The 12,004-nt window shown below is 68.0% G+C and carries 9 protein-coding genes; 4 read left to right on the forward strand and 5 right to left on the reverse strand.

Annotated features, from left to right (window positions below; genetic code table 11):
* Positions 1–14: 14 nt before the first annotated feature.
* Together IEY70_RS18180 and IEY70_RS18185 are read left to right on the forward strand one after the other, a co-directional pair.
* Positions 15–2,600, forward strand: coding sequence for a DEAD/DEAH box helicase family protein (locus IEY70_RS18180; protein WP_189066443.1), 2,586 nt, complete (start codon positions 15–17; stop codon positions 2,598–2,600).
* Positions 2,601–2,708: 108 nt separating this feature from the next.
* Positions 2,709–4,493: a vWA domain-containing protein gene (locus IEY70_RS18185; protein ID WP_189066444.1), complete on the forward strand. Its 1,785-nt coding sequence runs from the start codon at positions 2,709–2,711 to the stop codon at positions 4,491–4,493.
* A 16-nt stretch (positions 4,494–4,509) separates the two neighbouring features.
* Here IEY70_RS18185 and IEY70_RS18190 read toward each other — a convergent pair whose 3' ends face one another.
* The 4 genes from IEY70_RS18190 to IEY70_RS18205 all read right to left on the reverse strand — a co-directional run bounded on the left by IEY70_RS18190 (position 4,510) and on the right by IEY70_RS18205 (position 7,307).
* Entirely contained in the window at positions 4,510–4,977 is a 468-nt protein-coding gene (locus IEY70_RS18190) for a hypothetical protein (protein WP_189066445.1), read from the reverse strand.
* On the reverse strand, positions 4,974–6,065 hold the full coding sequence (locus IEY70_RS18195) for a TRM11 family methyltransferase (RefSeq protein ID WP_189066446.1): 1,092 nt from the start codon (positions 6,063–6,065) through the stop codon (positions 4,974–4,976). The genes IEY70_RS18190 and IEY70_RS18195 overlap by 4 nt, the downstream gene beginning before the upstream one ends.
* Positions 6,066–6,116: 51 nt before the next feature.
* Positions 6,117–6,671 carry a hypothetical protein gene (locus IEY70_RS18200; protein ID WP_189066447.1) on the reverse strand — a complete coding sequence of 185 codons (555 nt, stop codon included), beginning with the start codon at positions 6,669–6,671 and terminating at the stop codon, positions 6,117–6,119.
* Between the two features lie 165 nt (positions 6,672–6,836).
* Positions 6,837–7,307, reverse strand: a complete 471-nt coding sequence (locus tag IEY70_RS18205; RefSeq protein ID WP_189066448.1) for a DIP1984 family protein — start codon at positions 7,305–7,307, stop codon at positions 6,837–6,839.
* A gap of 781 nt (positions 7,308–8,088) precedes the next feature.
* Between IEY70_RS18205 and IEY70_RS18210 the strand changes: the two genes are divergently transcribed.
* Entirely contained in the window at positions 8,089–9,594 is a 1,506-nt protein-coding gene (locus IEY70_RS18210) for a protein adenylyltransferase SelO (protein ID WP_189066449.1), read from the forward strand.
* A gap of 198 nt (positions 9,595–9,792) precedes the next feature.
* Positions 9,793–10,131 (forward strand): metallophosphoesterase family protein, encoded by a 339-nt coding sequence (locus IEY70_RS18215; protein ID WP_189066450.1) that lies wholly within the window; start codon positions 9,793–9,795, stop codon positions 10,129–10,131.
* Positions 10,132–10,285: 154 nt separating this feature from the next.
* Here the strand turns inward: IEY70_RS18215 and IEY70_RS18220 are convergent, their stop codons facing one another.
* Positions 10,286–11,779 carry a YeeR family protein gene (locus IEY70_RS18220; RefSeq protein ID WP_189066451.1) on the reverse strand — a complete coding sequence of 498 codons (1,494 nt, stop codon included), beginning with the start codon at positions 11,777–11,779 and terminating at the stop codon, positions 10,286–10,288.
* Positions 11,780–12,004 lie beyond the last annotated feature (225 nt).

Here is a 12,004-nt window from a genome sequence, read left to right on the forward strand (position 1 = left end):
ACCGATACTCCAGCATGACTGCCGCAATCCGCCGGGGACTGGCGACGTACGCCCTGCAGGACGTCCGCGCCTACCCATCCACCAAAACCCCGGCCGGGCATCAGGACCGCGCCCTGGCCGCCCTCCACGCCTGGCAGCGGCGACCAGCTGGCGTGAAGGGCGGCGTCCTGGTCCTCCCGACCGGTGGTGGCAAGACCTTCACGGCGACGCGGTACCTGACCACCGGGCCGCTCACCCAGGGGCACCGGGTTCTGTGGCTGGCCCACACCCACCATCTGCTCGACCAGGCGTTCGAGGGATTCGGGCGAGGTGCGGACGGTCGGTACGAACTCGGTCATGTGGGCGGCAGCCGTTCGTCCATCACCGTCCGGACGGTCTCGGGCACGATCGGGCACGGGAAAGTCACGGAGATCAAACGCACCGACGACATCGTCATCATGACCCTGCAGACCCTCGCGCGGGCGATGGGGACGCAGGCGCACGCGGGTCTCAAGGGGTTTCTCAAGGCCGCGGCGAGCAGTGGCCTGACCGTGGTGTTCGACGAGTGCCATCACGCGCCGGCCCCGAGTTTCCGCCGGCTGATCGAGGCGCTGCGCGCCGCTGTCCCGGAGCTGCATCTGCTGGGCCTGACGGCCACGCCCACGTACACCGACGAGCGCCGCCAGGGTCAACTGGCGAAACTGTTCCCGCAGGGCCTGCTGTATCAGGTCAGTCCGCAGGAGTTGATGGCCACCGGCGTGCTGGCGCGGCCCCGCGTGGAGGAACCCGGGACCAGCGTGCAGGTCGACTTTCCCGAGGAGTCCTACCAGCAGTGGCTGGGGTCGTACCGGGATATTCCCGAGAACGTGATCGAACACCTGGCCCGCAACCGCCAGCGCAACGCGCTGATCGCCGACACGTACGTGCAGCACCGGGAGAGGTATGGGCAGACGATCATCTTCGCGGACCGCTGGTACCAGTGCACGGCGCTGGTGGAACTGCTCCGGGAGCGGGGCGTGCGGGCCGGGGCGATCTTCACGCACCGGGACGCAGACCTCGGTTCTCCGGACGCCCGGAACGGCCGCAGCAGCGATGAGAACGAGGCGACTCTGTCGCAGTTCCGGCGTGGGGAGCTGGACGTCCTGGTGAACATCCGGATGCTGACCGAGGGCACCGACGTGCCGGGCGTGCAGACCGTCTTCCTGACCCGCCAGACGACCAGCCGCATTCTCCTCACCCAGATGATCGGCCGGGCCTTGCGCGGTCCACGGTTCGGGGGGACGGCCGAGGCGTACATCGTGGCGTTCATTGACGAGTGGAAACAGCACGTCAACTGGGCCCGGTGGGATGACCTGATCGCCGGACCGACCGACGAAGAAGAGACCGCCGGAAGTACCCGCCTGCCCATCCAGACGATCAGCATCGAACTGGTCGAACGTCTCGCCCGTGATCTCGATCCCGGCGTCGGTGACGTGACGCCGTTCATCAGTCTGCTGCCGCTGGGCTGGTATGCGGTGAGCTACGACGCGGCTGTTGAGGGTGTGGCCGGCGGTGAGATGCGGACGGCAGACGGCGCGGCTGAGCCCCCGGCGGATGACGTTGAAACAGTGCGTCAGCTCGTGCCGGTCTATGACCGTGACGAGGCCGGGTACCACGCCCTGTTCCAGGCGCTGACTGAGGAGGTCCTCGGCGACTTCGACGATGTTCAGCTGCCGGACGGCGCAGCTGCTCAGATCGCGGCGTGGGCTGGACGGCACTTCGGTGCGGGTGAGCGCCTCACCCGGCTCGAGCAGGACGTCCTGTCGGTGGTCCGTCACCGGGCCCAGAACGATCAGTGGCCCCGCTTCAGTCCGTTTGACGCCCGCGACCAGCATGACATCGATGCGCTGGCACGGACGTTCGCGTTCACCCAGGAGCTGTCCCGCGTGGCGGAGGACCGGGTACTGCGCGAAGAATACGTGCGTGAGGACCGCCTGTGGGTCACCCTGTACCGCAACTACGATCAGTTCAAACGTCAGTACGATCAGAGCGTCAACCGCCTGATCAACGTGGACACGCCGGTCAGCGCGCCGGACCTCGCCACGGTCCCGGAAACGTTCGACCTGCCCGAAGCCCCGCAGACAGTGAAGCAGGCGGTGAAGAAGCGGGACCGGAAGTGCCTGTGCTGCGGCGCCACGAAGGGGTTGCAGGTCGATCATATTCAGGCCCGGTACGTCGGTGGTGCGCACGCCCTGGAGAACCTCCAGACCCTCTGCCGGAAATGCAACCGCCTGAAAGGCACCCGGACCATGAATTTCCTTCTCCGGGAGACGCCTTGCCGGAGCGCCGCGCAGGTCGGCGTCAGCGCCGGTGCGGCCTTCACGGATCAGCCGGAACAGCTGGAATATCAGTTGCGCCGGATCATCAACTTCGGGTTCGAGTGCAGCGCCATCGACATGGTGGGGACCGAGTGGTCAGCCCGGAGCGGCCGCGTGTGGACCGTGACCCTCCGCGAAGGGAATGACCCGGCCTGGATTCGTCCGGTCATCAAGCAGGCTTACGCCGGTTGGCAGAGGGGCAATCCCGACTTCGCGGCTTCCATCGCGAGCAAGATCGTTGTCCGCTCGGCAACGGGGACCTGAACAGAGGCCCGGCAGACCGCTTTCCGCACTGCGGTATGACCCTATCAGCAGCCGTGATCACCTCTGTTTCTTTCAGAGAAACCCGTTGGCCGGGTCGACACTCGGCCCATGAACATCACCTTCGAGGTCACGCCCGCCCGCCCCGTCCCGGCCACGCCCACGGTCACGGACTTCCTGATCACGGTGACGCCCGCCGCCACGCCTGGCCCGGCGCCCCTGGACCTCGCCCTGGTCATCGACACCAGCGGCAGCATGGGGGGCCTTCCGCTGGAGATGGCCCGCGCCGCCGCCAATGGACTTCTGACCCGGCTCGGCCCGGATGACCGCGTCACGCTCGCCACGTTCTCGGGCGGCCCCGTCCTGCACGCGCCCCTGCAGCCGGTCGGGGACGGCCGGGCCCTGCAGGCGCACCTGAGTAGACTGCGCGCCACCGGCGGTACTGCCCTGCACGCCGGCTGGCAGCTCGGGGCGGGACTGCTGCTCGGCGCGCGCCACCCCAACCGGCTGCCCAGCGTCCTGCTGCTCACCGACGGCCGGCCCAACGTGGGTGAGCACCGCCCGGCCGTCCTGGCCGCCGACCTGGCGCACGCCCTCACGCAGGGCGTCAGTACCAGCGTGGTCGGGACCGGCCTGCGGTACAACGAGCGCCTCCTCGAACGGCTCGCTGGTGCCGGTGACGGCCACTTCCATCACGCTGAACGCAGCGACGGCCTCCCCGCCCTGTTTCAGACGGAACTGGCGCATCTGCAACGCACGGTCGCCCGCCACGCCACACTGCGCGCCGACGGCCTGGAGGTGCTCGATGTCCTGAATGACCTGCCCCGCAGCGGGTACGACCTCCGCCTGCCTCCCCTGCGGGCCGGGCAGTCCCTGCGGCTGGTGTGCCGCGTGCGGGTCAGCGGGGGTCAGTCTGTCGGGTTCCTCCTGACCTGGACGGACCTGCAGGGAGAGGCGCAGGCGGAGCCGGTGACGTTCACGGTGCCGCTGCTGACCGGCGCGGCCTGGGACGTACCCACCGAGCATCCAGCCGTCGTGCAGGAGCGGCTCTCCCTGCTGGCGGCCCGCGCCCAGCGTGAACTGGCCGGGTACCTCGATACCGGTGACGTCGGTCGGGCGCTCGACACGCTCACCCGCAGCCGCCGCCACCTGCTGCGCGCCCAGGCACGCGGCGTCCGGGTGGCCGCCGAGCTCGAGGAACTGGGCGAGCTGGAACGCCGCGTTGCGCGGGGCGAGCGGCAAGTCCACCGGGCGGAAGTGACCGTGTTCACCGGCGCGACCTGGCTTCACCTGCCCACCGACCCGCCCCGCCTCGCCGGGTGGGTGGACTTCGAATGGTCCGTGCTGGGCGCGTCCCTGATCGCCACGCAGGCTCCCTGGGTGCGGGCGCAGCGGTGGTGGACCCTGCCGGAGAGCGGCGCCCTTTTCCTGGGCGCGCCGCGACATCACCTGCGCGCCGCGTACCTGCTCGACCGCCAGGGCTTCGTGACTGAGTGGAGTCAGCCTGACGGACGGACCCGGCGACTGGGGTACCCGGCCACGCTGGATGACCTGGTGAGGGTCCTGCGACTGGCCTTCTTCGATGAGACCGGGTTCCGCCAGTTGCCGTGGGTGACGACCATGGATGAGGAGACCGACGCGGACCTGCGGGACGCCTGGAACCGCGCCTACGGCCACCTGCTGGACCTCCCCGCGCCGGTGGCAGGCGGGGCGGGGCCCCTCACGCCCGAACAGCAGAAGACCGATGTGCTGCGGGCGCGGCACCTGCAACCCACCGTGCGGCAGATCGGCCACCTCCGCGCCCTGCTGGACGCCCGCCTCCGGGAGGACCGGACGTGCGGCCAGGAGCAAGCTGCGAGAGGCGCGGCCCCATGCCGTCGGGGCCGCGCCTCTTGAGCGGTCAGGTCGCCGTTCAGTACCGTTCGGTCGCCTGGATCCACGCCCGGCACAGGTCACGCCCGAGGTGATCGTCGGCCAGGGCCAGCAGGTACGGGTTCGGGTGCGCCTGCGGCCGCGCGGCCAGGACTGCCGCGACGATCTCCTCGTCGCTCAGGTCGGGCTGGACGACGGCCAGCGCGAAGCTCGCCACGGCCGGACTTCGGCTGATCCCTGCGAAACAGTGCACGTGCAGGTCGTGGCCGCGGGCCTCCCGTTCCAGGAAACGTTGAACCTGCGTCAGGTGCCACGCCCCGGGCGGCACGTCGAGATCATCCCCGTCCGTGTCGTGGAAGGCCAGTGTCAGGAGCGGACCGGCGTGGCCGTCCAGCGCCTCTGGCAGTGGGTCGCCCGGGTCGCGCAGACTGATGACCGCCACGTTCTTGCCCTGCGCAGGCTCTCCCAGGTCGGGCAGATCGGTGACGCCGCTGACGCTCAGGTTCACGCGCTCACCTCCTCGGGCAACTCGGGGTTCCGGGCGACGAGCAGGTGCCAGCCTTCCCGGCCGCTGCGGGCCACGGCCAGATGCCGGGCTGCCAGGGTGGGGCGTTCCAGCTCAAAGTTGACCTTCAGACTGGCGAGCAGTTGCGTCTCGATCCGCAGCAGCAGCGCCGTCGGGATGCCCAGCGGCAGGATCAGTACGAGGTGAGCGCCGCCCCGGAGCGCGTGGACGGTACTGTCCAGGATGGCGTTCAGCCACGCGGCGTACCCCTCGTCGCTCTGCTCGAACCCGTCCGCGATCAGGTCGAGACTGCCCGGCAGGGGCGGGTGCAGGAACATCAGGTCCACGTGCGGATGAGGGGTCTGTTCCAGGACGTCCACCAGGTCCTCGCCGAGGAGGTTCACCTCCCGGATGAAGGGCTGGGCGGGGAAGCGGTCACTGGCCCACGCGGTGTGACCCATCCGGGTGGCGGTCACGGCCACGGTCCCGCTCCCGGCCATCGGGTCGGCGATCACGCCAGGACCCGGCAGGTACTGCGCGATCAGGCTGCGCGCCACGGCCGGGTGCAGTCCCTCGGCGAACTCGACCTCGTGATCCCCGTACACCCAGGCGATGTCCCGCGCGCCGTACAGGCGGGGCGTGCGACGGGTCTGCGGGTCGGGGGCCAGCCAGCCGGTCTCCTGAACGTGAGGGCCGGGCACCTGCCCTGCGAGGTGCTGGGCCAGCTGGCGGCGCTGCGTGGGCAGTGTGCCGCTCAGCGCGAGACCTTCCAGTTGGCCGTCCCGTTCCTCGACGTTCAGTTTTTCCAGCAGCTGGAAGTTCGCGCCCCCGGCCAGCAGGGTGCGCCGCGTGACGCCCCAGCGGGCCAGGTACCGCAGGTGGTGCCGGAAGTGACGGTAGCTGACGCCCGTGACGTCCGTGATCGGCTGGAAGTCCAGGTGACCTGCCCCCAGGTCCTGCATGAAGCGGGTCATGAGCTGCTCGTCCTGTTCGGGCGTTCCGGGCGCCGGGTCGTGCGCCTGACCGTAGTGCCCGGCGATCCAGCGGACGATCTGCGTGTACGTGGTCCAGGTGTGTCCGGGTCTCGGCATGATTCCACTCTCCTTGTTCTTCCGGCACGTGGCCTTCCGGTGCGCGGCGGCTCACGTGAGTTGATCGGCCTGCCAGCCCAGGCGCTCCAGCTCCGTCTCGACGGCCATCAGTTCAGCCGCGACCTGATCGGCGTGCTGTTGAAGGGCACCCACCTCTACCGTCGGCCGCCGCCGCAGGGGCACCACCTTCAGGCTGCGCTCCTGCGTTGCCTGCAGGCGGCGCTGCGCCGCCAGTTCCCGCTTCCGGCGCTGCATCCGCAGCCACACCTCACTGTTCAGGCTCGCCGCATCGAACCGGGGCGGCGCGCTGGGCACCGTGGCCCACACCCTCGACAGCAGGTCCCTGAGCATCTTGCTCTGAATCCGCAGCGCCCGGCGCCGTGCCAGCAGCTCCACCATCTCCGGGTGGGCGGCCAGCGTCCGCGCCCGGTTCACTTTCAGTCTCTGCAACTGTCTGAGCATCCGTTCCAGGTCCCTCACGGTCGGCCCGTTCAGGCCCTGCGTGGCGTGCGTCTCCACCATCACGGTGTCCTTCACGCGGCGGTAATCGCGCTTCAGGCGACGTTCGACGCCCATGATGGCGCGGTTCAATTCGGCGAGTTTCACCCCTGTCCCTCCCCTCGGCGCGTCGTCTGCAGGCTGGTCATAACAGTGCCCGGTGAGCCGTGAGCCGTGCGTGTGCGCCGTGCCCCGCTCGTCGGAAAAAGGTGCCCCTGAGAAGGGCAGAGGCGACCCTGCCTGCACGCCCGGCGTGCCTACCCGTCACTCGCCTTACTGCACGCTGGCCGCGACCAGGTCCACGCGCCAGTTCGTGGCCTGAATCTGCACGTCCAGCCTGCGCCGCTCCTGCGCGCAGCGGTCCACGGTGCGCCGCAGTTCGGCGACGTCCACCTGCGGCACGTACCGCAGTTCGCTGTGCGCGATGCGCTCACTGACCCGCCCCGCCTGGTCTGCCAGGCCCCGCAGGATCGCCATGCGCTCGTCGAGAATGTCGCGGGCGACGATGGCCTCCGTCAGGCTGCGGCCGTCAGGGAGGCGGGCGATCAGGTTGGTGCGGTGAATCGCGGCGATCAGCGCCTGGTACTCCCCGAGCATGTCGCCCAGGAGGGTCAGCAGCTCCTGGGGATTCTCGAAGGGCGTGTCGCCTTCCTGCACGACCAGCACGCTCTGCAACCGGCGCTGCAGGTCGGCGATGCGGGTCTTGAACTCTTTGCGCCGGATCAGCGCCTCAGCCAGGATCATGCCTGCCCTCCTCTGTCAGCGTCCTGCTGACGACCCCAGTTTCGCAGCGTCCCCCTGTTTTCTTTGAACGAAATGTACTGGTACTGAGTTCCGGTTGGACCCGCGCACAGGAACAGCGCGGTCGGCCCATCGCCCGGACACCTGATACGGACTCCGTTTGTTTCGCCAACAATCCGGAACCTCACCGGATTGCTGACTCCACGTCCGGAACCCGCTTCGACTCCTCCTCGCTCTGCTGCTCAGCTCTACGAGTCCGTATGATCTGCTCCCCGCAGCATGCCGGACACCCGGTCACCAGGATGCCGCAGGTGCGCTCGGAAACCCCGGAGACAGCACCGAAGCCGCACAGGTCTGGCGTGCCTGACCCGGTGATCAGGGCCGCGTGACGGCGTCCTTCAGATGCATGGGAGGCCGACCACCGGGTGAACAAGGAAGACGGCCGTGTACGCTCGTCCTTATAGCGCGTCTCTCCCCGACAGCCCCCAGGATCACTCCTGGGTACCCTCAAGTTCTGCCAGGAGCAGGATCACTGTCAGGCGACCGGACCGGAACTGCACGCCAGCCGCGCAGGCGTTGTGTGCTTCCGCGCAGTCCCGACGTACCCGCCGTTCCAGCCAGGCGTGCACATCCTCCCAGGCGTGTCCTGCTCCCCGACCACTGGACAGTGTGAAACAGAAGGTCAGGCGTGAGCCGCTCGACAGGAGCAGGACTGCCTGCCTCAGATCTCGCAAACTGTGGCCAGGATGCAGTCGATTTCCAGGGAGGCGTCAGACTGTCTGCCATGCCCGCCTCCCCCTTCCAGTTCGACAACTCCTACGCGCGGGACCTGCCCGGCTTCTGCGTCCCCTGGCAACCGGCCGCCGTTCCCGCGCCGGATCTCCTGTACTTCAACCGGGAGTTGGCCTTCGAACTGGGACTGGACCCTGACGGCCTGGATGGCCCTGACGGCGCCGCGATCTTCGCCGGCAACCGGGTCCCCGAGGGCGCCGAGCCGCTCGCGCAGGCGTACGCCGGCCATCAGTTCGGGGGCTTCTCCCCACAACTCGGCGACGGCCGCGCCCTGCTGCTCGGCGAGGTCATCGACCCGTCCGGGGCGCGCCGCGACCTGATGCTCAAAGGGTCCGGCCGCACGCCCTTCTCCAGACGGGGCGACGGTAAGGCCGCCGTCGGACCCATGCTGCGCGAAGTCCTGATCGGTGAGGCCATGCACGCCCTCGGCCTCCCCACCACCCGCGCCCTCGCCGTGACTGCCACCGGCGAGACCGTCTACCGGGAGCGTCCCCTGCCCGGCGCAGTCCTGACTCGCGTGGCCGCCAGTCACCTGCGGGTCGGCACCTTCGAATTCTTCAGCGCCCGCCGCGAGACCGACCGCGTCCGGCAACTTGCTGACTACGCCATCGCCCGGCATGACCCCGACCTCGTCGGCACGGACGACCGCTACCTCGGTCTGCTGCGCCGGGTCGCGCAGCGGCAGGCGACGCTGGTGGCGGGATGGATGAATGTCGGATTCATCCACGGCGTGATGAACACCGACAACGTCGCCATTTCCGGAGAGACGATCGACTATGGCCCGTGCGCGTTTCTGGAGGCGTACGACCCGGACGCGGTGTTCAGCTCCATCGATCACGGTGGACGCTACGCCTACCGCAACCAGCCGCCCGTGACCCGCTGGAACCTGGCGCGACTGGCCGAGACCCTGCTGCCCCTCATCGCCGGACAGGACAGCAAGGAGGCCATGTCGGAAGCCACCAGGCAGGCGACCGGGGTGATCGACGCCTTCCCGGGATGGTACGAGGGCGCGCTGCTGACCGGCCAGCGGGCGAAACTGGGCCTGCGCGGCGAGGACGACGCGACTGACCGCGCGCTCGCCGGGGACTGGCTGACCCTGCTGCACGATCACCGGGTGGATTTCACGCTCGGGTGGCGCCGGCTGGCCGACGCGGCGGGCGGGAACGAGGGGCCGCTGCGGGCGCTGTTCACCGACCCGCAGGCGCCGGACACCTGGCTGGCCCGCTGGCGGGTACGGGCGGGAAGTGAAGGTAATACGGCCGCAGACTGGAGCGAACGGGCCAACCTCATGCGCCGGGTGAACCCGGCGGTCATTCCGCGCAACCACCGGGTGGAGGAAGCGCTGACGGCCGCGTCCGATCACGGGGATCTCGGACCGTTCAGGCGGCTCCTGGCGGCTGTTCAGCGGCCGTACGACGAGACCCCGGAACAGGCGCCGTACCTCGAACCGGCCCGCGCGGAGGTCACGGCCTGTTACCGCACCTTCTGCGGCACCTGACCGGGCTTCCTCACAGAACACCATCCCAGGCCGGAGCGGCGATGTTGGTGGCAGAGCCAGGCGACGTGCCCGATGATGGCGACGGGACAACGTGGCAGGCCTGTCGATCGAGGCGGATCAGCGGACCCAACCCGGTCCACACCACCCGCCAGGAAACTCCGGATCATCCACAGGAACATTGCCGCAGGAGGCCGCGTCATGAAGATCGTCTGTATCAGCGACACCCACAGCCAGCAGGGCGAGCTGTTCACCACCAGCAGTCGCCTCAAGCTCCCTGAGGGTGACTTGCTGATCCAGGCCGGCGACCTGACCAGCCAGGGTCGCCCCGCCGAGTATGCCGCCGCGCCGAGCTGGCTGGGCACACTGGCGGAGCGCTTCACGCACGGCGCGGTCGTGATTGCCGGGAACCACGATTTCCTGGCCGAGCGGGATCCGGAAGCGTTCGCTGCGCTGGTGCCCCCGAGCCTCACCTACCTGAACGACTCGGGGGTCGAGATCGGGGGGCTGCGTTTCTGGGGTTCACCCATCACACCCTGATTACACGACTGGGCCTTCAACCGCCGCCCCGGCCGTGACATCGCCGCCCACTGGGCGAAGATCCCAGCGTCGGTTGACGTGCTGGTCACCCACTTAGTGGGTAGCGAGAGCTCTAGCTGGCAGGTGCAGTAGCTCGGCACTCCACGTTCTTCCATCAAACAATGAAAATCCCGCTCGGGCCTGAATTGGTAGGATTTCCGCCATCCCCCGGAAGATGCCCTTCCTCCTCTGCGGCGGCCTCCTCAAGCAACTTGGCCGCCGCTGCGAAAAAGGCAGTGTCTTCCGGCACCTTCACTTTCGGGCGTTTGGCAAGTTGAGTGTCGATCAGAGGCGTGATCAGCTTCCGCGCCACTTCCTCACGGTTCGTCGCGGCGTACATGGCCCGCAGATGTTTGGGCAGGTCCTGCTTCTGGAGCGCGTCAATCACCTGCTGACACTCCTTCTGACTGAGCAGCGCGGTTTCTACCTCTTCGCCGAGGACCTGCTCCAGGATGGCCACCATCTTCTTGGCGTCGTCTTCGATCACGACGTCCATGGCTGCCTTAGCGACAGCCTGTGATCCACTGCCTCCGAGTAGGCCTCCCAGGAACCCGCCCACAATCGTCCCGACGCCTGGAAAGATCGCCGTACCTATCGCTGCTCCAGCCATCATTCCGCCCGTTCCCCCGGCAACGCTCGCCGTCGTCACCGTGACGTTCTTGATGAGTTGCGCCGGGGAGACTTGGCCCTGGAACAATCTCACCACGTCGCCAGCCGACATGGCCACCACAGTTACAGCTCCCGTGACCGCGTTGCCCCGCATCAACTTGCTAAGGTGGCTGCTGGCCGCCGCACCCGACAGATTCTTCCCAGCGCCCTTCACGAGCATGCGGGTGACCTTCGGTCCCAGCTTGCCCACCAAGGCGTCCGTGGCGGGCCGCAAACTGCGCTCCAGGCCTGTTCGTCCCAGTTGTGCGGCGCCGATGCTACTCACCCACGCGATGCCGCCCACCTGAATGCCGGACAGGGCTCCATTCTTCAGGGCCACTTCTGGAGACTCACCACGCCAGCAACCCACGGCAAACGTCATGATCGCGCTCACGCCTGCCGCTTTTCCTGCAATTTCAACGCCCCGGACGGCGTCGAATGTCAGCCCCTCGATACTGCCCGCCTTGGCAATGCGCCGCGCCTGTGCGTAGGTGATGTGCCCCTTCCGGACGATGCGGCGGGCCTCGGCGGGGTCCGTGACACCCGGTACCTTGCCATTCTTGATGCGCTCCTGCATGGCCTGCACGGCAGCCTCATGCATATCGCGCGGCACCTCTACATCCATTGGGGTACCGTCCGGTTTCAAGTACCGAAAGAGGCCATCGTCGCCAAAGCACTCCTGAATGCACTTCGCCCCGGAGCCGCAATACTTGCTTTGAATCCAGGTGCCATTCACGGCCCGGTCAGGGCCGTTCTTGGCATTGTCTCCTCCGACGACCTTCGCGTCCTTGAGTCGGACTCGGTCATAGAGGTGATTGGCCTGCTCCGCCGCGAAGCCGTGTCCACGTGGCCCTGCATTTTTTACATTCTCGGCGTAGTTTCTGCCGCCCAGTCCGACGCCGACTGGAACGCCTGCCTGAGCGCCGATGTCCTTATCCTGTTGATCCTGCTTGTGTGTCATATGAGCAACAGTACGGTGTGTGGGAGAGGGCGTTCCCCTAATTTCACGTCTCCCCCACCGGGGGCATAGCGACGAGAAATTGCTCTACCCTTCGCGGCCACTCACGCCACCGTCGGCCGGGCCATCTGCACTGCCCAGACGTGACGCTTCAGGGCCGCCTCTAGAGCATTTGTCATAAGAATGCCGATGGATGGGCGTGCCGGAACCACCCAAAGATGTTTTGAG

It is taken from the genome of Deinococcus seoulensis, assembly GCF_014648115.1.
Classification (GTDB): Bacteria; Deinococcota; Deinococci; order Deinococcales; family Deinococcaceae; genus Deinococcus; species Deinococcus seoulensis.

Bases quoted from the DNA above. Each gene is read 5' to 3' on its own strand.
- IEY70_RS18180 (WP_189066443.1), top strand. From the start codon at position 15: ATGACTGCCGCAATCCGCCGGGGACTGGCGACGTACGCCCTGCAGGAC.
- IEY70_RS18185 (WP_189066444.1), top strand. From the start codon at position 2,709: ATGAACATCACCTTCGAGGTCACGCCCGCCCGCCCCGTCCCGGCCACG.
- IEY70_RS18195 (WP_189066446.1), bottom strand. From the start codon at position 6,065: ATGCCGAGACCCGGACACACCTGGACCACGTACACGCAGATCGTCCGC.
- IEY70_RS18205 (WP_189066448.1), bottom strand. From the start codon at position 7,307: ATGATCCTGGCTGAGGCGCTGATCCGGCGCAAAGAGTTCAAGACCCGC.
- IEY70_RS18210 (WP_189066449.1), top strand. From the start codon at position 8,089: ATGCCCGCCTCCCCCTTCCAGTTCGACAACTCCTACGCGCGGGACCTG.
- IEY70_RS18215 (WP_189066450.1), top strand. From the start codon at position 9,793: ATGAAGATCGTCTGTATCAGCGACACCCACAGCCAGCAGGGCGAGCTG.
- IEY70_RS18220 (WP_189066451.1), bottom strand. From the start codon at position 11,779: ATGACACACAAGCAGGATCAACAGGATAAGGACATCGGCGCTCAGGCA.